Source organism: Massilia sp. Root351 (genome assembly GCF_001425045.1).
Taxonomy (GTDB): Bacteria; Pseudomonadota; Gammaproteobacteria; order Burkholderiales; family Burkholderiaceae_D; genus Rugamonas.
On record NZ_LMDJ01000001.1, the window covers coordinates 257,414 to 279,343 of the forward strand.

19 protein-coding genes and 1 pseudogene are annotated in these 21,930 nt (G+C 65.9%); 15 read left to right on the plus strand and 5 right to left on the minus strand.

Features of this window, described 5'->3' with window-relative positions; all coding sequences use genetic code 11:
• Positions 1-15: 15 nt before the first annotated feature.
• Complete coding sequence (locus ASD15_RS01160; protein WP_057152848.1) at positions 16-2,139, plus strand: TonB-dependent siderophore receptor; 2,124 nt, start codon at positions 16-18, stop codon at positions 2,137-2,139.
• A 27-nt stretch (positions 2,140-2,166) separates the two neighbouring features.
• Here ASD15_RS01160 and gloA read toward each other — a convergent pair whose 3' ends face one another.
• From gloA to ASD15_RS01180, 4 genes are all read right to left on the minus strand, one after another.
• Positions 2,167-2,580: a lactoylglutathione lyase gene (gloA, locus tag ASD15_RS01165; RefSeq protein WP_082551466.1), complete on the minus strand. Its 414-nt coding sequence runs from the start codon at positions 2,578-2,580 to the stop codon at positions 2,167-2,169.
• Between the two features lie 74 nt (positions 2,581-2,654).
• Entirely contained in the window at positions 2,655-3,158 is a 504-nt protein-coding gene (locus ASD15_RS01170) for a PRC-barrel domain-containing protein (protein ID WP_057152850.1), read from the minus strand.
• A gap of 81 nt (positions 3,159-3,239) precedes the next feature.
• Positions 3,240-4,577 carry a sorbosone dehydrogenase family protein gene (locus ASD15_RS01175; RefSeq protein WP_057152852.1) on the minus strand — a complete coding sequence of 446 codons (1,338 nt, stop codon included), beginning with the start codon at positions 4,575-4,577 and terminating at the stop codon, positions 3,240-3,242.
• Between the two features lie 50 nt (positions 4,578-4,627).
• Positions 4,628-4,885, minus strand: coding sequence for a hypothetical protein (locus tag ASD15_RS01180; RefSeq protein ID WP_057152853.1), 258 nt, complete (start codon positions 4,883-4,885; stop codon positions 4,628-4,630).
• A 150-nt stretch (positions 4,886-5,035) separates the two neighbouring features.
• On the opposite strand from ASD15_RS01180, the gene ASD15_RS01185 reads away from it, so the two are divergent.
• Positions 5,036-5,989 carry a DUF3667 domain-containing protein gene (locus tag ASD15_RS01185; RefSeq protein ID WP_057152855.1) on the plus strand — a complete coding sequence of 318 codons (954 nt, stop codon included), beginning with the start codon at positions 5,036-5,038 and terminating at the stop codon, positions 5,987-5,989.
• A gap of 14 nt (positions 5,990-6,003) precedes the next feature.
• On the opposite strand, the gene ASD15_RS01190 is transcribed toward ASD15_RS01185, so the two are convergent.
• Complete coding sequence (locus ASD15_RS01190) at positions 6,004-6,384, minus strand: VOC family protein (RefSeq protein WP_057152857.1); 381 nt, start codon at positions 6,382-6,384, stop codon at positions 6,004-6,006.
• A gap of 206 nt (positions 6,385-6,590) precedes the next feature.
• Between ASD15_RS01190 and ASD15_RS01195 the strand changes: the two genes are divergently transcribed.
• From ASD15_RS01195 to ASD15_RS01260, 13 genes and pseudogenes are all read left to right on the plus strand, one after another.
• Complete coding sequence (locus ASD15_RS01195; RefSeq protein ID WP_057152859.1) at positions 6,591-7,493, plus strand: NAD kinase; 903 nt, start codon at positions 6,591-6,593, stop codon at positions 7,491-7,493.
• 30 nt (positions 7,494-7,523) lie between these two features.
• The gene (recN, locus tag ASD15_RS01200; protein ID WP_057152861.1) at positions 7,524-9,191 is read left to right on the plus strand and encodes a DNA repair protein RecN; all 1,668 of its coding nucleotides are present in this window, start codon (positions 7,524-7,526) and stop codon (positions 9,189-9,191) included.
• 30 nt (positions 9,192-9,221) lie between these two features.
• Positions 9,222-10,331 (plus strand): ferrochelatase, encoded by a 1,110-nt coding sequence (hemH, locus tag ASD15_RS01205; protein ID WP_057152862.1) that lies wholly within the window; start codon positions 9,222-9,224, stop codon positions 10,329-10,331.
• Between the two features lie 410 nt (positions 10,332-10,741).
• A complete protein-coding gene (grpE, locus tag ASD15_RS01210) occupies positions 10,742-11,287 on the plus strand; it encodes a nucleotide exchange factor GrpE (RefSeq protein WP_057152864.1) in 546 nt (181 codons plus the stop codon).
• Positions 11,288-11,381: 94 nt separating this feature from the next.
• The gene (gene dnaK, locus ASD15_RS01215; RefSeq protein WP_057152866.1) at positions 11,382-13,331 is read left to right on the plus strand and encodes a molecular chaperone DnaK; all 1,950 of its coding nucleotides are present in this window, start codon (positions 11,382-11,384) and stop codon (positions 13,329-13,331) included.
• Positions 13,332-13,444: 113 nt separating this feature from the next.
• Complete coding sequence (dnaJ, locus tag ASD15_RS01220; protein WP_057152868.1) at positions 13,445-14,575, plus strand: molecular chaperone DnaJ; 1,131 nt, start codon at positions 13,445-13,447, stop codon at positions 14,573-14,575.
• Positions 14,576-14,691: 116 nt separating this feature from the next.
• Entirely contained in the window at positions 14,692-15,366 is a 675-nt protein-coding gene (gene can / locus ASD15_RS01225) for a carbonate dehydratase (RefSeq protein ID WP_057152870.1), read from the plus strand.
• Positions 15,367-15,523: 157 nt separating this feature from the next.
• Positions 15,524-16,765: a putative DNA modification/repair radical SAM protein gene (locus ASD15_RS01230; protein WP_057152872.1), complete on the plus strand. Its 1,242-nt coding sequence runs from the start codon at positions 15,524-15,526 to the stop codon at positions 16,763-16,765.
• Positions 16,765-18,318 (plus strand): UdgX family uracil-DNA binding protein, encoded by a 1,554-nt coding sequence (locus tag ASD15_RS01235; protein ID WP_057152874.1) that lies wholly within the window; start codon positions 16,765-16,767, stop codon positions 18,316-18,318. The genes ASD15_RS01230 and ASD15_RS01235 overlap by 1 nt, the downstream gene beginning before the upstream one ends.
• A gap of 56 nt (positions 18,319-18,374) precedes the next feature.
• The gene (locus ASD15_RS01240) at positions 18,375-18,599 is read left to right on the plus strand and encodes an addiction module protein (RefSeq protein ID WP_162249872.1); all 225 of its coding nucleotides are present in this window, start codon (positions 18,375-18,377) and stop codon (positions 18,597-18,599) included.
• 388 nt (positions 18,600-18,987) lie between these two features.
• Positions 18,988-19,863: a TauD/TfdA family dioxygenase gene (locus ASD15_RS01250; protein ID WP_057152879.1), complete on the plus strand. Its 876-nt coding sequence runs from the start codon at positions 18,988-18,990 to the stop codon at positions 19,861-19,863.
• Positions 19,864-19,880: 17 nt separating this feature from the next.
• Positions 19,881-20,885, plus strand: a complete 1,005-nt coding sequence (locus ASD15_RS01255; protein ID WP_057152881.1) for an ABC transporter substrate-binding protein — start codon at positions 19,881-19,883, stop codon at positions 20,883-20,885.
• 7 nt (positions 20,886-20,892) lie between these two features.
• Positions 20,893-21,774: pseudogene (locus ASD15_RS01260) on the plus strand (ABC transporter ATP-binding protein); the annotation flags it as partial.
• Positions 21,775-21,930: the final 156 nt, after the last annotated feature.

The window sequence follows — 21,930 nt, forward strand, 5'->3', positions numbered from 1 at the left end:
TTTTTGGAGTGTGATTTGCGCATCAATCTACTGTGCGGCCTGGCCGCCACGATGGCCCCGGCAACGGCGGCAATGGCCGCCGACCCCGCACCGGACAGCCGTATCCTGCCGCAGGTGACCGTTACCGCCGAGGCCGAAGGCCTGCTGCCGCAGGCGTACGCGGGCGGCCAGCTGGCGCGCGGCGGCCGCCTCGGCCTGCTGGGCAACGTCGACACCATGGACACGCCGTTCCAGCTCAGCAGTTTCACCGCCCAGGCCATTGCCGACCAGCAGGCCGCCACCGTGGCCGACATGGTGCGGCTGGACCCGTCGGTGCGCAGCACGGCGCCGGGCGGCGACGTGGCGGACGCCTTCTTCGTGCGCGGCTTTGCGCTGGGCGACAACAACATCGGCGAAATCGCCTTCGACGGCCTGTACGGCGTGGCGCCCAACTACCGCCTCATGGCCGACTACGCCGAGCGTATCGAGGTGCTGAAAGGCCCGGCGGCCATGCTGTACGGCATGTCGCCGAACAGCGGGGTGGGCGGCAGTATCAACCTGGTGCCCAAGCGCGCCGGTGCCGACCTGAGCCGCGTGCGGGCCGACTTGTCGTCGCGTTCGCAGCTGGGCGGGCACCTCGACCTGAGCCGCCGTTTCGGCGCGCAGCGCCAGTTCGGCGCGCGCTTCAACGCCACGCTGCAGGACGGCGACACCGCGCTTGACCAGCAGTCGCGCCGCGCGCGCATGGGCGCGCTGGCGCTGGACTACGAGGACGCACGCCTGCGCGTCACGCTGGACGCCATCGACCAGCGCGAGCAGGTCGACGCGCCGACGCGGCGGCCGTTCCTGAGCGCCGGCCTGGCCGTGCCGCAGGCGCCCGGCGCCCGGCGCAACCTGACCCAGCGCTGGGAATGGTACGACAGCACCGAACGCTCGGCGCTGCTGCGCGCCGAGTACCAGGCGGCGCGCGCGCTGACGCTGTTCGCCAGCCACGGCGCGGCCAGCTCGGACGTGCAGCGCCTGTTCAACACGCCGTCCATCGTCAACGCCGCCGGCGACACCAGCGTGGCGCCGGCCCGGGCCGGCTTCGATATCGAGCGCGACGCCGGCGAAGCGGGGCTGCGCGCCGCTTTCGCCACTGGCGCCGTGCGGCACCGGCTTACGCTGCAATGGAGCCGCTACAACGACCGCTACGGCACCGGCTCGGTGGCCGGGCAGGCCTACGCGTCGAATATCCACCGGCCTGCCGAACGGCCGGCGCAGGCCGTGTCCGCGCCGGCCTCGCTGCCGCTGCGTTCCGCCAGCCGGCTGGACGGCGCCGCCGTGTCGGACACCCTGTCCCTGTTCGGCGAGCGCCTGCAACTGATGCTGGGCTTGCGCAAGCAGGACGTGCGCTCCGACAACTTCTCCCCCGCCGGCGCCGTGACGGCGCGCTACGACGATAGCGCCGTCACGCCGATGGTGGCCGTGGTGATCCAGCCGGCACACGGGCTGGCGCTGTACGGTAACTATGTGGAAGGCTTGAGCAAGGGCGACATCGCGCCCGGCACGGCCAGCAACGCTGGCGAGGTGTTCGCGCCCTACAAGGCCAGGCAGCGCGAAGTGGGCGTCAAGGTCGACCATGGCCGGCTGATGACCAGCCTGAGTGTGTTCCAGATCACGCGCCCGAGCGGCTTCATGAGCGGCAACGTGTTCGGCGTGGAAGGCGAACAGCGCAACCGCGGCGTCGAGTTGAACGCCTACGGCGCGGTCGCGGGCGGCCTGCGCCTGCACGGCGGGCTGGCCTGGACAGACGCCAAGCTCGTCAAGACCGGCAATCCCGCCACGGCGGGAAAGACCGCCGTCGGCGTGCCGGATCTCCAGCTCAGCGCGCAAGCCGAGTGGGATGTGCCGCAGCTGGCGGGGCTGACCCTGACCGGCGGCGTGCTGCACAACAGCGCGCAGTACGCCAACCAGGCCAACAGCCAGCGCTTGCCGGCCTGGACCACTGTCGATGCCGGAGCCCGCTACCGCACGGTGGTGGGCGGCAAGCAGGTGGTGCTGCGCGCCACGCTGCGCAATGCCGGCGGCAAAGACTACTGGTCCGGCGCGTCCACCTGGGGCACGCTCACGGCGGGGGCGCCGCGCAGCCTGCTGCTCTCGGCCACCACCGACTTCTGAGCGGGCCGCGCCGGGGCGGCCGCGCGCTTAGGCGTGCAGGCCGGCGCCGGCGGCGTCGAACTTGCGCTCGATCAGCTCGATCTTGTAGCCGTCCGGGTCGGTGACAAAGGCAATCACGGTGCTGCCGCCCTTGACCGGGCCCGGTTCGCGCGTCACGTTGCCGCCGTTGGCCTTGACGGCGGCGCAGGCGCTGACGATGTCGTCGGCCGAGATGGCCAGGTGGCCGTAGGCCGTGCCCTGCTCGTACTCGGTGACGCCGTAGTTATAGGTCAGTTCCAGTTCCGCGTGGTCGGGATTGGAACCGTAGCCGACGAAGGCCAGCGTGTACTGGTATTCGGGATTGTCGCTGGTGCGCAGCAAGTTCATGCCGAGCACCTTGGTGTAGAAATCGATGGAGCGTTGCAGGTCGCCGACCCGCAGCATGGTGTGCAGTATGCGCATAGAAATCCTCATGTAAAAGCAGGATTCTATGCGCTTTGCCGCGATCGCGCTGGCGCTGCGGCCAGCGCCGGCGTTTAGCGGTTGCCGGGGTTGGTCGGGTTGTAGCCGCTGCCGCCCAGGTCGCTCTGCAGCGTGCTGCTGCCCGAGCCCATCACGCTGCCGCTGGCGGTGCGGTAGCCGGCGCCGGGCGTGGTGCCGTAGTAGCTGTGGATCTGGTTGCTGAACTCGGCGCTGGCCATGTCGGGCCAGTGGTCCTTGTCGAAGCCGGGGGCGTTTTCCAGGCGCTCCTTGCTCACATCCAGGATGAAGCGCTTGTTCACGGTGTCCAGTTCCAGCGCCTGGAAGGGTACGGCGAACAGCTTGTTGCCCATGCCCAGGATACCGCCGAAGGACAGCACCGCGTACGCCACTTGCCCGGTCTGCATGTCGAGCATGAACTCCTTGATGTCGCCCAGGTCCTCATCCATGCGGTTGTACACGTCTTCACCCATCAGCGTGTCGGCCCCCATCAGGCGCGGGCCGGGGCCGCTGTCGGTGTCGCGGTAAATGCCAAAAGTGTCTCGGTCCAGATAGCTCATTGTCGTCTCCAATTCGAGTAAGGCCGGCCGGGCAAAAACCGGCAAAAGGTTGCCCGTCGTGCGTGCTCTTTCAGTTCCCTTTTAGTTTCCCTTGGGCGTGACGCGCCAGATGATGTTGCCGACATCGTCGGCCACCAGCAGCGCGCCGCCCTTATCTACCGCCACCCCCACCGGGCGGCCCTGCGCCTTGCCGTCCCGGTTCAGGAAGCCGGCCAGGAAATCTTGCGGCGGGCCGGACGGCTGGCCGTTGGCAAACGGCACGAACACCACTTTGTAGCCGCTGTGCGGCTTGCGGTTCCACGAGCCGTGCTGGCCGATGAAGGCGCCGTTCCGGTAGCGTTCGGGGAACAGCTGCCCTTCGTAGAACGCCAGGCCCAGCGAAGCGGTATGGCCGCCCAGCGCGTAGTCGGGCGCGATCGCCGTGGCCACCAGTTCCGGCCTGGGCGGCTTGACGCGCGCGTCCACGTTCTGGCCGAAGTAGCTGTAGGGCCAGCCGTAGAAGCCGCCTTCCTTCACCGAGGTCAGGTAGTCCGGCACCAGGTCGTTGCCCAGCTCGTCGCGTTCGTTGACCACGGTCCATAGCGCCTTTGACTGCGGCTGCCAGGCCATGCCGTTCGGATTGCGCAGGCCGGTGGCGAACAGCCTGGCTTTATTGGTGGCCAGGTCCAGCTGCCAGATGGCGGCGCGGCCTTCCTCCTTGTCCATGCCGTTCTCGCCCACGTTGCTGTTCGAGCCCACCGTGGCGTACAGGTATTTGCCGTCCGGGCTGGCGATGATGTTCTTGGTCCAGTGGTGGTTCAGCGGGCCGCCCGGCAAGTCCATCACCTTCACCGGTGCGGCCGTGATCTCGGTCTGGCCTTCCTGGTAGGGGAACTTGACCACCGCGTCGGTGTTGGCCACGTACAGGTCCTGGCCCACCAGCGCCACGCCGAACGGCGAATGCAGGTTCTTCAGGAACACGCTGCGGGTTTTCGCCACGCCGTTGGCGTCGATGCCGCGCAGCAGCGTGATGCGGTTGGCCGATTGCGTGACGGCGCCGGCCTTCTTCATCTGCGACTTCATGATCTTGCCCTTGATGCCTTTGTCATCCTCCGGCTTGGGCGGGGCGTTGCTTTCCACCACAAGCACGTCGCCGTTCGGCAATACATACACCCAGCGCGGATGGTCCAGGTCCCGCGCGTAGGCGCGCACCGAGAAGCCGGCCGCCGCCACCGGCGCGCCATTGGCGGCCCAGCGCGCCACCGGCGCCACGTTGACCGTGGGGATCAGCGAGCGCTCGGGCGCGGGCAGCACGGGTTGCGGTCCGAAACCGGGCGGATACTGCTGGGCTTCGGCTGCGCCGGTCATGACAACCAGCGCGGCAGCGGCAAAGGCGGCCAGGGCGAGTGCGGGGCGGATCGGTGCGGCGTTCGAGCTCATGGGCGGCGTCTCTCGGTGGGTGGTCGTTCGGCTGGGGCGGTTGCGGCGCGTCAGTCCTGTTTCACTCCGGCTTGCGGCTGGGCCTTGCCGGGCGCGCGCGGTTGCACTTTTTCCACACCGCGCACGCCGTGCAGGTCGGTGTCCACCAGGCCTTGTTCAAGGTCGCTGGCGGCTTGCCGGATCACGCTGCGCGCTTTGGGCGGATGGCCGTCGGGCGACTCGTCGCGCTCGTGCGGCAGGCGTTTTTCATCGTCGCTGCGCACCGGCGTCTCGGTGTTGACCTGGCGGTCCTTGGCTTCGGTAACCATGATCGGCCTCCCTTGTCTGCATTGAGGAATCATCTTAGCGCCGCGAACGGTGCGCAGTCGCGCAATTGAACTTTATTGAAACAGTGCATCTTTTGCATGAACTCAGGTAACATTCCTGCTTGTGCCGTCAGCCCAGAAGAGAACTCAGCCGTGAAGCCCGAACTCGCCCAGCAGCAGGACCGTCCACCCGAACCGCACGATCAGCACGCCGCGCCCGCCAACTGCCTGAACTGCAACGCCGGCATCAGCGGCAATTACTGTCACAACTGCGGCCAGGAAACACGCACCCATGCGCCCAGCTTCATGGAATTTGCGCACGAGTTCGTCGGCCATTACGTGGCGCTGGAAGGGCGGCTGTGGGGCACCTTTACGCGCCTGCTGTTCCGCCCGGGCGCGCTCACCAATGAATACCTGGCCGGGCGCCGCAAGCGCTACGTGGAGCCGCTGCGCCTGTACCTGACGCTGAGCATCCTGTTTTTCGCGCTGCTGAAATTCACCAATACCGAAGTGATCAACCTGGACGCCAAGACGCCGCAGCCGGCGGCCGAGGTGGCGCAGGCGGTCAAGCAGGAGGCGCAGGGCATACGCCGCGAGATCATCGCCAACGGCACGGTCAAGGACAAGGAAGGGCGCGACGTGATGCTGCAGGAGACCGTGCGCTCCAAATCGCCGCGCATGGCCGACGCCATCGAGAACTTCGACAAGCTGCCCGCCGAACGCAAGGGCCAGGCGCTGTCGGACGGCTTCTTCCGCTACGGGCCGTACGCCATGTTCGCGCTGATGCCGCTGTTCGCGCTGTACCTGAAGGTGTTGTACCTGGGATCGGGCCGGCGCTACGGCGAGCACCTGCTGTTCGCGCTGCACACCAGTTCGTTTGCCTTCGTCATGTTCGCGGCGATCAAGCTGATCCCGGAAGACAATTTCTTCACCTTCGTGCTGCTGTGCTGGCTGGTCGGCTATCTGCCGTGGGCCATGCGCCGGGTGTACGGCGGCAGCCGGAGCGCGACGGCGCTGCGCTGGACGGTGCTGATGATGGCGCACGGCATTTCGCTGGCCATCGCCATCACCGTGGCCATGGGCGCCGGGGTGGCCACGGCGCACTAGGCCGGCAGGACGGGCTACTCGGGCGCCACCGCCGGCTGCCACAGCTCGACCTTGTTGCCGTCCGGGTCCATGAACCAGCCGAAGCGGCCGTAGTCGAAGGTCTGCGGATCGCCCACCAGTTCGGCGCCGCCGGCCACCACCTGGGCCAATGCCTCGTCCAGGTTGTCCACCACCAGGTTGAACATGAACTCGCGCTTGGACGGCGCGAAGTAACCGGTGGTGTCCTTGAACGGGCTGAACACGGTGCAGCCGCCGGCCGGCATGGCGCCGGGGAAGAAGGACGCGTAGTCGGTGGATTCGCCGGGGAAGCCCAGGTGGGCCTGGTACCAGCTCATCAGCGCTTGCGGATTGCGCGATTTGAAAAAGACGCCGCCCACGCCCAATGCTTTTGCCATGCTGTTCTCCCTGTGGTGATGACCGCTGTTGTCGCCGGTCGTTATCCTTGATGCAATCTTGCTTGCACTCCGCCGCCGGCCGTTTTATACTGTTTGCATATACAGTATTTGTGTGCGTTTGCTGCATGGCAGAAGGCTGCATTATCGGTTACTCTGACTGGTGTTGCCACCCCAAGTTGCTCCCCCCAATCAAGACCGAGAGATCTATGCCCGCCACGCAAGCCCTATTCAACACCATCGCCCTGGTTGTCCGCCAAAACACGGCCGGTATCGAAACGCCGGTCCGCAGCCTGCTGGCGTTCCTGCAGGAAGGCGGCCACCACATCGTGCTGGAGGCGGAAACGGCGGCCCACCTGGGCATGCAGGATTACCCGGCCATGACGCCGGACGAGATCGGCCGGCACGCCAGCGCGGCCATCGTCATGGGCGGCGACGGCACCATGCTGGGCCTGGCGCGCCAGCTCGCGCCCTACGACGTGCCGCTGATCGGCATCAACCAGGGCCGGCTCGGCTTCATGACCGACATTCCGCTGGAAGGCATGCTGCCCATCCTGGCGCAGATGCTGGCCGGCAGCTACCAGGCCGAGCGGCGCACCCTGCTGGAAGGCAGCGTGCTGCGCGACGGCAAGGAAATCCATGTCGGCCTGGCGGTCAACGACGTGGTGGTGTCGCGCGGCGCCGGCGCCGGCATGGCTGAGCTGCGGGTCGATGTCGATACCCACTTCATGTACAACCAGCGCTCGGACGGCCTGATCATCTCGACCCCCACCGGCTCGACCGCCTACGCGCTGTCGGCCGGCGGGCCGCTGCTGCATCCCACGCTGGGCGGCATCGTGCTGGTGCCGATCGCGCCGCACGCGCTGTCGAACCGGCCCATCGTGCTGCCGGATTCGAGCGAGATCCAGATCGAGATCGTGCGCGGGCGCGACATCACCGTCAATTTCGACATGCAGACCTTCGCCAGCCTGCAGGCGCAGGACCGCATCATCATCAAGCGTTCGCCGCACGCCATCACCTTCCTGCACCCGGAAGGCTGGAGCTACTACAACACGCTGCGCGAAAAGCTGCACTGGAACGAATACCCGTCCACCGACGGCAAATTAGTCTGACACTGGTCCAACTTCACTTTGCTATTGCCCATGCTGCGTACCCTGTCCATCCGCGACTTCGTCATTGTCGACACCATCGAGCTTGAATTTTCCGCCGGCTTCACCGTCTTCACCGGCGAAACCGGCGCCGGCAAATCCATCCTGATCGACGCGCTGACCCTGGCGCTGGGCGGGCGCGGCGACGCCAGCGTGGTGCGCGAAGGCGCGGCCAAGGCCGACATCACGGCCGACTTCGCCGTGACCGAGCAGGCCGCCGCCTGGCTGGCCGCCAACGAGTTCGCCACCGACGAGGGCGGGGCGCTGCTGCGCCGCGTGATCGACAACGCCGGCCGTTCCAAGGCCTACATCAACGGCGTGGCCGCCACCGCCGCCCAGCTGCGCGAGCTGGGCGACCTGCTGGTCGACATCCACGGCCAGCACGCCCACCAGTCGCTGCTGAAAACGGACGCGCAGCGCGAGCTGCTGGACAACCAGGCCATCATCAAGGACGGCGCCGCCGCCGAGTCCCTGAAGGCGGTGGCCGCCGCGCACAAGGCCTGGCGCGCGCTGGCGCGCCAGCTGGAGGAATACGAAACCAACGCCGCCAACCTGGCCTACGAGCGCGAACGCCTGGAGTGGCAGGTGGGCGAACTGGACAAGCTGGCCGCCAAGCCCGGCGAGTGGCAGGACATCTCCAACGAGCACAGCCGCCTGTCGCACGCGGCCAGCCTGCTGGAAGGCGCGCAGGAAGCGCTGGCCGCCATCTCCGAAGCGGAAGACCATCCCATCGTCTCGCAGCTCGGTTCGCTGAGCCAGAAGCTGGGCAAGCTGGCCGCCATCGACACCGAGCTGCAGCCCACGGTGGACCTGATCGAATCGGCCCGCATCCAGCTGCAGGAATCGGTGTACGCGCTGAACACCTACCTGGACCGGGTGGAGCTGGACCCGGACCGCCTGCGCCAGGTGGACGCGCGCATGGAAGCGCTGCATTCGGCCGCGCGCAAGTTCCGTGTGGCGCCGGACGACCTGCCGGACGAGCACGCGCAGCTGTCGGCCAAGCTGCGCCAGCTGGCCGACGCCAGCGACCTGGACAGCCTGCGCCAGCAGGAAGAACAGCTGAAGGCGGCCTATATGGCGCTGGCGCGCCGGCTGTCCGCCACCCGCGCCGCCGCTGCCAGGGGCCTGGCTACCGCCGTCACGCAGGCCATGCAGGAACTGAACATGACCGGCGGCGCCTTCGACATTGCGCTCAACCCCTGCGAGCCGGGCGCGCGCGGGCTGGAGCAGGTGGAATTCCTGGTGGCCGGCCACGCCGGCGTAGCGCCGCGTCCGCTGGCCAAGGTCGCCTCCGGCGGCGAGCTGGCGCGCATCGCACTGGCCATTTCCGTCATCACCTCCAACGCCACCGCCACGCCGACCCTGATTTTCGACGAAGTCGACAGCGGTATCGGCGGCGGCGTGGCCGAGGTGGTGGGGCGCCTGCTGAAGCGCCTGGGCCAGGCGCGCCAGGTGCTGTGCGTGACGCACTTGCCGCAGGTGGCCAGCCAGGCCAACCAGCACTTCCAGGTGGCCAAGGGCACGCTGGACAACGGCAAGACCGCTTCCCGCATCGACGTGCTCGACAGCAAGGCCCGCGTGGAAGAAGTGGCGCGCATGCTGGGCGGGCTGGAAATCACCGCCACCACCCGCAAGCACGCCCGGGAGTTGTTGGCTTTATAATGTCGGGTCTTCCTCCCGTCATTGCGATCCATGGCCTTCCTCAAAGAACCACCCCACACCCACGGCAGTCCCGGCGGCAGCGCCGTGGTGCTGGTCAACCTCGGCACGCCGGATGCGCCCACGCGCTCGGCGGTACGGCGCTACCTGAAACAGTTCCTGTCCGACCCGCGCGTGGTGGAGATTCCGCGCGCGCTGTGGTGGTTCATTCTCAACCTCATCATCCTGCCTTTCCGTTCCGGCCAGTCCGCCAAAAAATACGCGTCGATCTGGACCCGCGAGGGCTCGCCGCTCAAGGTCAACACCCAGGAGCAGGCGCTGCTGCTGCGCGCCGCGCTGGGCGAGCGCGGCCATGACCACGTCACCGTCGCCATGGCCATGCGCTACGGTTCGCCGTCGCTGCCGGACGTGCTGGCGCGCCTGAAGGCGGACGGCTGCGAGCGCGTGCTGCTGCTGCCGGCCTATCCGCAGTATTCGGGCACCACCACCGGCTCCATCTACGACGCCGTGTTCGCCCATTACAAACAGATCCGCAACGTGCCGGAACTGCGCTTCATCCGCAATTACCACGACCATGAGGGCTATATCCACGCGCTGCAGGAGTCCATCCTGGCGCACTGGGAGGCGCACGGCCGTCCGGAAAAACTGGTGCTGAGCTTCCACGGCGTGCCCAAGCGCACCCTGCTGCTGGGCGACCCCTACCACTGCGAATGCCTGAAAACGGCGCGCCTGCTGGCCGCCAGGCTGAAGTTGACGCCGGAGCAATACGTGGTCACTTTCCAGTCCCGCTTCGGCAAGGCCGAGTGGCTGCAGCCCTACACGGCGCCCACCGTGCAGCAGCTGGCGCGCGACGGCGTGCGCCGGGTGGACGTGATCTGCCCCGGCTTCACCAGCGACTGCCTGGAAACCCTGGAAGAAATCGCCATGGAAGTGCGGCACGACTTCATGGCCGCCGGCGGCAAGGAATTCCACTACATCCCCTGCCTGAACGCCACCGCCGGCTGGATCGCCGCGCTGGCCGAGATCGCCGAACAGCACATGATAGGCTGGCCGACCATGGTGGCCCAGCCCCAGCGCGATGCTCTCAAGAAAGAGGGCGAAGCCGCGCGCGCGGCCGCCCTCAAGCTTGGTGCGGAAAACTGACGCTCGCCCGGCAATGCTGTCCAAGTGATAATCAGCACTTGCCGGTGGTGAGTGCCAGCCTGTTACAATACCCGGTCTTCGGGCGGCAACTACTGTAGTAATTCGGAGTAGCAGATCCAGGCGACGGCCAGAACGATGTAGGCCACGATGGACGCTGCGATGAGTGGCAACTTCATGATGCGCTCCCCACGCTGTACGGTTGGCTGGACGGCGGCGCCGTGCTCGCCTTCCATTACATAGTAGCTGCTGCGGTGCAAAAAAATATCTCTCTTGTGAGTCAGTTTGTAACGGCGCTGTTACGCAAAGTGCAACGCCGCGCGAATACCCCTTGAAAAGGTAGGTTATAGCCCCACTTGCTGCCCGTGCCGTACCAAGTAATGTCTAACACACGATTTGTAGGAGTCTTTCAGATGCAAGATCAGGAAAATCAAGCAGTCCCGAATCCCGAGGCGGAAGCAGCGCCAGCGCAGCCATCGACTCCCGCCGACGGCGCCGCTCCTACGCTGGAAGAGCAGCTGGCCAGCACCGAAGCGCGCCTGGCTGAAATGCACGACGCCTTCATGCGCGCCAAGGCCGACGGTGAAAACATCCGCCGCCGCGCCCAGGAAGACGTTGCGAAAGCGCACAAATTCGCCGTTGAGAGCTTCGCCGAGGCCATGGTGCCGGTGAAGGACAGCCTGGAAATGGCGCTGAAGGTGGAAGCGCCGACGCTGGAATCGCTGAAGGAAGGCGTGGAAATGACGCTGAAACAGCTCAATTCGGCCTTCGAGAAGAACCGCCTGCTGGAAATCATGCCGGCCCAGGGCGACAAGCTGGACCCGAACAAGCACCAGGCCGTGGCCGTGGTGCCTGCCGAGCAGGAAGCGAACACCGTGGTATCGGTGCTGCAGAAGGGGTATATGATCGCCGACCGCCTGCTGCGCCCGGCCATCGTGACCGCTGCGCAGGCAAAATAAATAGTAAGAGTTGCTCAGCGCAAGCACTTGAAATCACACAGCATTTCCCACATATAAGAAGCATCTGAAACTTAGCAAACAAGGAAAATAAATCATGGGCAAAATTATCGGTATTGACCTGGGAACCACCAACTCCTGCGTTTCCATCATGGAAAACGGTCAGCCTAAGGTAATCGAGAACGCGGAAGGCGCGCGTACCACGCCATCGATCATTGCTTACCAAGATGACGGCGAAATTCTGGTCGGCGCGCCGGCCAAGCGCCAGGCAGTCACCAACCCGAAGAACACCCTGTTCGCGGTGAAGCGCCTGATCGGCCGCAAATTCGAAGAAAAAGAAGTGCAGAAGGACATCGCGCTGATGCCTTACCAGATCACCAAAGCCGACAACGGCGATGCGTGGATCGGCGTGCGCGACAAGAAACTGGCGCCACCGCAGATCTCGGCGGAAGTGCTGCGCAAGATGAAGAAAACGGCGGAAGACTACCTCGGTGAAGAAGTCACCGAAGCCGTGATCACCGTGCCTGCTTACTTCAACGACTCGCAGCGCCAGGCCACCAAGGACGCCGGCCGTATCGCCGGCCTGGACGTCAAGCGCATCATCAACGAGCCGACCGCGGCCGCGCTGGCCTTCGGCCTGGACAAGACCGACAAGGGCGACCGCAAGATTGCCGTGTACGACCTGGGCGGCGGTACCTTCGACGTATCGATCATTGAAATCGCGGACGTGGACGGCGAGAAGCAGTTCGAAGTGCTGTCGACCAACGGCGACACCTTCCTGGGCGGCGAAGACTTCGACCAGCGCGTGATCGACTATATCATCGACGAATTCAAGAAGATCAACGGCCTGGACCTGAAAAAGGATCCGATCGCCCTGCAGCGCATCAAGGCTTCGGCCGAGCGCGCCAAGATCGAACTGTCGTCGTCGCAGCAGACCGAGATCAACGAGCCCTACATCGCCATGGCGAACGGCGCGCCGGTCCACCTGAACCTGAAGATGACCCGCGCCAAGCTGGAATCGCTGGTCGAAGAGCTGATCAACGCCACCATCGAGCCATGCCGCACCGCCATCAAGGATGCCGGCGTGAAAGTGACCGACATCGACGACATCATCCTGGTCGGCGGCATGACCCGCATGCCCAAGGTGCAGGAAAAGGTCAAAGAGTTCTTCGGCAAGGATCCACGCAAGGACGTGAACCCGGACGAAGCCGTGGCCGTCGGCGCCGCGATCCAGGGTTCGGTGCTGTCGGGCGACCGCAAGGACTTGCTGCTGCTGGACGTGACCCCGCTGTCGCTGGGTATTGAAACCCTGGGCGGCGTGATGACCAAGATGATTCACAAGAACACCACGATTCCGACCAAGTTCTCGCAAGTGTTCTCGACCGCCGACGACAACCAGCCTGCGGTGACCATCAAGGTCTACCAGGGCGAGCGTGAAATCGCGGCCGGCAACAAGGGCCTGGGCGAATTCAACCTGGAAGGCATCCCGCCGGCATCGCGCGGCACGCCGCAGATTGAAGTGACCTTCGACATCGACGCCAACGGCATCCTGCACGTGGGCGCCAAGGACAAGGCCACCGGCAAGGAAAACAAGATCACCATCAAGGCGAACTCGGGCCTGACCGAAGACGAGATCCAGAAGATGGTGAAGGACGCCGAGCTGAACGCGGAAGAAGACAAGAAGGTCAAGGAACTGGCCGAGTCGCGCAACCAGGCCGACGCGCTGGTGCACTCGACCCGCAAGTCCCTGACCGAATACGGCGACAAGCTGGAAGCTGGCGAGAAAGAGAAGATCGAAGCGGCCATCACCGATCTGGAAGCCTCGATCAAGGCCGGCGACAAGGCCGACATCGACGCCAAGGTGGCAGCGCTGTCGACCGCTTCGCAGAAGCTGGGCGAGAAGATGTACGCCGACATGCAGGCGCAGCAGGCTGCGGCCGGCGGCGGCGCCGAAGGCGGCCAGCAGGCTGGCGGCCAGCAAGAGTCCAAGGCGCAGCAGGACGACGTGGTCGACGCCGACTTCAAGGAAGTCAAAGACAGCAAGTAATTGGTTTTTCGGCTGCGGCCGCAAGACTGACGCCGAGCCGTGCATCCCTGCAAAGGGGCCGGCTCGGCTTTTTCGCATAATCAGTACCAGTAAATAAGCAAGGTGCCTACAACATGGCAAAGCGTGATTTTTACGAGATCCTCGGCGTCGCGAAGAATGCGTCCGAAGACGAGATCAAGAAGTCCTATCGCAAGCTGGCGATGAAATACCATCCGGACCGCAATCCGGACAGCAAGGAATCGGAAGAGAAGTTCAAGGAGGTCAAAGAGGCCTACGAGATGCTGACCAATCCGGAAAAACGCGAAGCGTATGACCGCTACGGTCACGCCGGCGTGGACCCGAACATGGGCGGCGGCGGGGGCGGCGGTTTCGGCGCGGGCGGCTTCGGCGATGCCTTCGGCGACATCTTCGGCGACATTTTCGGCGGCGGCGGCCGTGGCCGCAGCTCCGGCCCGCAGGTCTACCGCGGCGCGGACCTGCGCTACAACCTGGAAATCACGCTGGAACAGGCGGCGCACGGCTTCGACACCACCATCCGCGTACCGTCCTGGGACAAGTGCGACACTTGCCACGGTTCCGGCGCCAAGCCCGGCACCGCGCCGGTCACGTGCTCCACGTGCGGCGGCCACGGCCAGGTGCGCATGCAGCAGGGCTTCTTCAGCATCCAGCAGACCTGCCCGAAATGCCATGGCACCGGCAAGATCATCACCGATCCTTGCTCGCCTTGCGGCGGCGCGGGCCGCATCAAGCGCAACAAGACGCTGGAAGTGAAGATCCCGGTCGGCATCGACAACGGCATGCGCATCCGCTCGTCGGGCAACGGCGAACCGGGCACCAACGGCGGGCCGCCGGGCGACTTGTACGTGGAAATCCACATCAAGCAGCACGCGGTGTTCCAGCGTGAAGGCGACGACCTGCATTGCGAAATGCCGATCTCGTTCGCGCGCGCGGCGCTGGGCGGCGAAATCGAAGTGCCTACGCTGTCGGGCAAGGTGTCGTTCACCATTCCCGAAGGCACCCAGTCGGGCAAGACTTTCCGCCTGAAGGGCAAAGGCATCAAGGGCGTGCGTTCGGGTTACCCGGGCGACCTGTTCTGCCACGTGGCCGTGGAAACGCCGGTCAAGCTGACCGACAAGCAGAAGGAACTGCTGCGCGAGTTCGACCGCGCCACCGTGGAAGGCGGTTCCAAGCACAGCCCGCAGAGCAAGACCTGGCGCGACAAGGTGAAGGACTTCTTCGAATAGCAGCCATTGTTCGGCGCAGATGATGCGCCGCACCAAATCAGGTAACATAGCGTTATTCCCGGACCGCCCCTTGCCACCCCGGCAAACGGGCGGTCTTCGCACGTTTGAGAGGACATATGAGCGAACAAAACGTAAGCAATTCGCCGCTGGCAGACCTGCTGGTCAACAACCGCGCCTGGGCCGATTCCATGGTTCAGCGCGATCCTGAATTCTTCAAGCGCCTGGAGCAGCAGGCCTCGCCCGAATACCTGTGGATAGGCTGTTCCGACAGCCGCGTGCCCGCAAACGAGCTGCTGGGCCTGGCTCCCGGCGACGTGTTCGTCCACCGCAACATCGCCAACGTGGTGGTGCACTCGGACCTCAATTGCCTGTCGGTGCTGCAGTTCGCCATCGAAGTGCTGAAGGTCAAGCACGTGATCGTGGTCGGCCACTATGGCTGCAAGGGCGTGCACGCCGCCATGACCGGCACCCGCGTCGGCCTGGTCGACAACTGGCTGCGCCATGTCAACGACGTGGCGCAGAAGCACGAGCGCTACCTGGGCGACGTGCTGCCGTCGCGCGAACGTGCCGAGCGCATGTGCGAGCTGAACGTGGTGGAGCAAGTGGTCAACGTGTGCCAGACCACCATCGTGCAGGACGCGTGGGACCGCGGCCAGCCGCTGACCGTGCACGGCTGGGTGTACGGCCTGAAGGACGGCCATCTGCACGACCTGGAAATGACGGTCAGCGCCGGGCACGAACTGGCCGCCCGCCTGGGAAGCCGCCTCGGCAAATACGACGCCACCGCCTAAGCGCCGCGGCGCCCCGGGTCCTGGGCGCTGGCCGGAGGGCGGCTTGGCGCTGCAAGCGCCGCACCCGCCAGGCTGACCCGCCCCTGACCCGCTAATTTTCGGTAGCTCCCCGCCTGCCTGCGATATACTGTTTATATATACAGTATCGAGGCAATCAATGGAGCTCACCGACAAGCTGGAAATCCTGGCCGACGCCGCGAAGTACGACGCCTCCTGCGCCAGCAGCGGCGCGCCCCGGCGTCACTCCATCGGCAAGGACGGCCTGGGCGCCAGCACCGGCATGGGCATCTGCCATAGCTACACGCCGGACGGCCGCTGCGTGTCGCTGCTGAAAATCCTGCTCACCAATTTCTGCATCTACGACTGCCAGTACTGCGTCAACCGCCGCACCTCCAACGTGCCGCGCGCCCGCTTCACGGTGCAGGAGGTGGTCAAGCTGACGGTCGACTTCTACCTGCGCAACTACATCGACGGCCTGTTCCTCAGCAGCGGCATCATCCAGTCTGCCGACTACACCATGGAACAGCTGGTCGCCATCGCCCGCGAGCTGCGCGAAACGCACCAGTTCCGCGGCTACATCCACTTGAAGACCATTCCCGACGCCGATCCCGCGCTGATCGCCGCCGCCGGCCGCTATGCCGACCGGCTCAGCGTGAACATCGAGCTGCCGTCTCAGGACAGCATCGCGCGCCTGGCGCCGGAGAAGAACGTGCACACCATCAAGCTGGCCATGGGCGCCATCCGCCTGCGGCTGGACGAAAAAGCCGAGGAACCGAAGGCGCCCGCCTTCGCCCCTGCCGGCCAGAGCACGCAAATGATCGTCGGCGCCGACGCCAGCGACGACAAGCACATCCTGGGCACGGCTGAAACGCTGTACAGCAGCTACAAGCTCAAGCGCGTGTACTACTCGGCCTTCAGCCCGATCCCGGACAGTCCGAAAAGCGTGCCGCTGGCGCCGCCGCCCATGCAGCGCGAGCACCGCCTGTACCAGGCCGACTTCCTGCTGCGCAGCTACGGCTTCCGGGTCAGCGAACTGCTGCCGGGCGACGGCACGCAACCCGGCAACCTGGCGCTGGACATCGACCCCAAGCTGGCCTGGGCGCTGGCCAACCGCGAGCATTTCCCGATGGATCTGAACCGCGCCGACGCGGCCATGATCGCGCGCGTGCCCGGCATCGGCCTGCGCAACGCGCAGCGCATCGTCGAGCTGCGGCGCCTGCGGCGGGTGCGCTACGCCGACCTGTCGCGCCTGCGCTGCAGCATGAAGAAGATCGCCCCCTTCATCATCGTGGCCGATTACGCGCCCGCGAGCGACACCACGCCGTCCGACACGCTGCGCCGCGCCATGGCCGATGCGCCGCAGCAGATGAACTTGTGGCCGGAGTTGCGGGCGGCGTAATGGCCGGGCTCGTTCACTCCATTGCCGTGGCCGGCTTCGACGACTGGCGCGCGGCTGCGCGCGGACTGATCGTGCGCCGCGTGCCGCCTGAATCCGTACAATGGAGCGCACCTGGAGGCGGCGGCGACTTGTTCGGCGCCGTGGCCGGCCCGGCTCCCGTGCCCGGTACTGCCGCTCAGCCCGCTTCGCCCGCGATACCGCGTGCAGCTGTTGGCGTGGCCGCCGCCTCGGTTAGCGCAGCGTCCCTGGGCAGCGCAGCGTCCGTCGCGCCGGCAATGCCTGCGGCGTCCGCCATGCGCATTCCGCGCGAGCTGATGGCGCTGCTGCAAGGGGCCGCCTGCTACCGTGCTGAAGACCGTTGGGCCTTCCTGTACAAGATCCTGTGGCGCTGGCAGCAAGGCCAGCGGGAGGTGATGTCGATGGCGGACGAAGACGGCAACCGCTTGCACGGCATGGTCCGCGCCGTGCGCCGCGAAGAACACGACATGCACGCCTATTTGCGCTTCCGCGAACGGCCTGCGGGCGAGGGTGCGCCGCGCTTCGTGGCCTGGTTCGAGCCCGCGCACGACGTGCTGCCGCAAGTGGCGCAGCACTTCGCCGCCCGCATGGGCCGCGCCACCTGGCTTATCGCCACGCCGGAGGCCACCGTGCTGTGGGACGGCGCCGCGCTGCACGCCACCGGCCCGCTCGCGCGCGGCCCTGCCGACATCGAGGACGCCGGCGAAGCGCTGTGGCTCACCTACTACCGCAGCATCTTCAACCCCGCGCGCCTGAACCCGGACGTGATGCACAGCCACGTGCGCTCGCGCTTCTGGAAGCATATGCCCGAAGCGGCGCTGGTGCCGGAGATGGTGTCGCAAGCGGCGGCCGGCGCGCGCCGCGTGGGCCAGGCCAGCGCCGTTGGCCGCCGCAGCGGCACCACGATTCCCATCGCGCCCGAGAAAGCGCAGCCCGAGCGCCAGCAGCCGCACACGCTGGACGAATGCCGCCGCTGCGAACTGTGGCAGCACGCCACGCAAGCCGTGCCGGGCGAGGGCGCGCGGAAGGCGCGCATCATGCTGGTGGGCGAGCAGCCCGGCGACCAGGAAGACCTGCAAGGCCATCCCTTCGTCGGCCCCGCCGGCGCGCTGCTCGACCGCGCCCTCGCGCAGGCCGGCGTGGACCGCGCCACAGTCTACGTCACCAACGCAGTGAAGCATTTCAAATGGGAACCGCGCGGCAAGCGCCGCCTGCACAAGACCCCCGCGCAGAAGGAGATCCTGGCCTGCCACTACTGGCTGGAGGGCGAACTGGAGCAGGTCGCCCCGCAAGTGGTGGTCGCACTCGGCAGCACCGCGCTGAAGGCCATCCTCGAAGACAGCCACGCCGCGCTGAAAGACTATATGGAGCAGCCGGTGCAGCACGCCGGCCGCTGGGTGGTGGCCACCTACCATCCCGCCTACGTGCTGCGCGTGCCCGGCGCCGACGAAAAATCCCGCGCCCTTGCCGCCATGGTCGCCGCGCTGCGCAAAGCGCGCGAGATTATTGATGCACAGCAGAGGACCGGGCGGTAGTTTGGGGAGAGACCTGAAGCGGAGGTATGATTATCCAGGCTGAAGAGGAGCACCGAATGCAAACGAAACTTGAACTATTGGCAGCAGAGGCATTGAAGCTATCGCAGGGAGAGCGCGAGGCATTCGTGCAATTGCTAGTCGCCAGTTTGGATACGGAAGCTGGCAATGAAGACGCGCTTGCGGCCGAAGTCGAGCGTCGTATCGACGAAGTCGAAAGCGGGAAGACGAAGGTTATCCCCATGGCGGATGCCTTGGCGCTGGTGCGTGCGGGCTTGAAGTGAAACTGGTGATCGTTCCTGCGGCCCTCGTGGAATTGCAGGATGCGGCCGCTTTCTATACTGTGCAAGCGAATGCTGAGTTGGGGCGTGCGTTTGTGGCCGAGTTTGAGCGGGTCGTGAATCTTGTCTTTTCAGCCCCCAATTGGGCGCCGTTTTTCGCGGTGCCCGTCGCCGCTACTTTCTTCGCAGATTTCCTTATAGCGTCATCTATCAAGTGGCTCCAGAGGAACTGCGTGTGGTTGCGCTTGCTCATCAAAGGCGCCGGCCGGCCTACTGGGCTGGGCGGAAATAGTATGCGACAAGAATCGCATATGAATAGCCGATAAGCTTCGTTTTCTTCATGAGGGGAGCGGCATAGACTGGGGGCATATTCAACGCAAGGACCAGTCCCATGTCTGCCGTGCTCAGTCCTGTTCAATCTTTCGATATCAAGGTTTTCGACGCGCCGCTCGGCGCGGAAGTGACGGACCTCGACCTGTCGCAGCCGCTCGGCAACCGCGACTTCCAGCGCCTGCACCGCGCGCACCTGGACCACCACGTGCTGGTGTTCCGCGACCAGCGCATCACGCCGCAGCAGCAAGTGGCGTTCAGCCGCCGCTTCGGCCCCTTGCAGATCCACGTGCTGCGCAATTTCCAGCTGGCCGAGGCGCCCGAGGTGCTGATCATTTCCAACATCATCGAGAACGGCCAGCCCACCGGCCTGGGGGACGCCGGCCACTTCTGGCACTCGGACCTGTCGTACAAGGACAAGCCCAGCCTGGGTTCCATGCTGCACGCGCAGGAGCTGCCGGAGCAGGGCGGCGATACGCTGTTCGCCAATATGCACCTGGCCTACGAAACATTGCCGGTGGCGCTGCGCCGCGCCGTGCAGGGGCTGCGTGCGGAGCACAGCTACCTTGCGCAGTACGAGCAACTGCGGCGCCGCAATCCTTTCCGCCCGCCGCTGACGCAGGAGCAGATCGATGAAGTCAAGCCGGTGCTGCAGCCGGTGGTGCGCGTGCATCCGGAAACGGGGCGCCGCGCGCTGTTCGTCAGCGAGCATTTCACCACGCGCATCGCGGGTTTGCCGGAAGACGAGAGCACCGCCCTGCTGGCGGAACTGTTCGCGCACAGCGTCAAGCCCGAGCACATCTACCGCCACCAGTGGCGCCCGCGTGACATGGTGTTCTGGGATAACCGCTCGTTGATGCATCTGGCGGCCGGCTGTCCGCCCCACATGCGCCGCAAGCTGTACCGCACCACCATCGAGGGCGACGTCCCGTTCTGAACATATCTGGAGCAAGCATGAGTAAACTGAAGTTCATCGCCGCCGCCGTGGCTGCCGCCGCGCTCGGCCTGAGCGCGCAGGCGCGAGCCGAAGGCCGCATCCGCATCGCCGAGCAGTACGGCGTCACCTATCTGCTGCTGAACATTGCGCAGGACCACAAGCTGATTGAAAAGCATGGCAAGCAGCAGGGCATCGATATCGCTGTCGAGCGCACGCAGCTCTCGGGCGGCGCCGCCATCAACGACGCGCTGCTGTCCGGCAGCATCGATATCGCCAGCGCGGGAGTCGGCCCGCTGCTGACGATATGGGACCGCACCAACGGCAAGCAGAATGTGCGCGGCGTGGCCTCGCTCGGAAACTTCCCCTACTACCTGGTCAGCAACAACCCCAAGGTGAAGACCATCGCCGACTTCACCGAGAAGGACCGCATCGGCCTGCCGGCGGCGGGCGTGTCGGTGCAGTCGCGCATCCTGCAGATGGCGGTGGCCAGGCAGTGGGGCGACAAGGAGTTCAACCGCCTGGACAAGCTCACGCAAACGCTGCCGCATCCTGATGCCGCCGCGGCGGTGATCGCGGGCGGCACGGAGATCAATGCGCACTTCGGCAATTCGCCTTACCAGGAGCAGGAGCTGGCGCAGAATCCGAACGCGCGCATCGTGCTCAATTCCTACGATGTGCTGGGCGGGCCGAGTTCGTCGACGGTGCTGTACGCCACCGAGAAGTACCGCAACGAGAACCCCAGGACCTACCGCGCCTTCACGGCCGCGCTGGCGGAGGCGGCGCAGTTCGCGACCGCCAATCCCGAGGGCGCGGCCGATGCGTATCTGCGCGTGAGCAAGAGCAAGGTGGACCGCGCGCTGCTGCTGAAGATCATCAAGAACCCGCAGGTGCAGTTCAAGGTGGCGCCGCAGAACACCTTCGGGCTGGCGCAGTTCCTGCACCGCGTGGGCGTGCTGAAGAACCAGCCCGCCAGCTGGCGCGATTACTTCTTTGAAGACCCGGCCATTGGCCAGGGCGGATAGGACGATCATGAGCCAGCAGTCGCGACAGCATCCGACGCCACATGCGCCATTGCACGCCGTGCCGAAATGGCACACGCTCCCCAACGGCGCGGCGCAGGCGGCCGTGCAGCCGCTGCTGCGCGCCGAGGGCGTGAGCCTCGAATACCGCAGCCGGGCGCACACGGTGCGCGCCACGCATGACGTGAGCTTCGATGTCTATCGCGGCGACCGCTTTGTGCTGCTTGGACCTTCGGGCTGCGGCAAGTCGTCGCTGCTGAAGGCGGCGGGCGGCTTCCTCGCGCCGAGTGCCGGCAGCATCAGCCTGAACGGGCAGGCGGTGCATGGACCGGGACCGGACCGCGTGGCCGTGTTCCAGGAGTTCGACCAGCTGCCGCCGTGGAAGACTGTGAAGCAGAACGTCATGTTCCCGCTGCTGGCTTCCCGCAAGCTGAAGCGCGGCGAGGCCGAGGAACGCGCCATGCACTGGATCGGCAAGGTAGGCTTGGCCGGCTTTGCGGACGCGTATCCGCACACGCTGTCGGGCGGCATGAAGCAGCGCGTGGCGATTGCGCGCGCGCTCGCCATGCAGCCGGAAGTGCTGCTGATGGACGAGCCCTTTGCCGCGCTGGACGCGCTCACGCGCCGCAAGATGCAAGAGGAGCTGGGCCGCCTGTGGGAGGAGGCGCGCTTCACGCTGCTGTTCGTCACGCACTCGATAGAAGAGGCGCTGGTGGTCGGCAACCGCATCCTGCTGCTGTCGCCGCACCCGGGTCGCGTGCGGGCCGAGCTGAACAGCCACCAGTTTGGCCTGCACAGCACCGGCAGCCCCGAGTTCCAGGCCGCTGCCAATCGCATCCACCGCTTGCTGTTCGACGAGGATGTATCCGCCGCGCCCGACAGCGACGCTGCCAGCGCTGCATCGGCCACCGTCACGCCCGCATCCGCAACGGCATCCGCCTCCGCCAGGGATGCCAGGACCGCCGCTGCTCCGGCCGAAGCCTCCATCTCTGCCGCCGCGATTGCAATCGCCAGTGCGGCTGGCCTGCCGGTGCCGGTCCCGGCATCA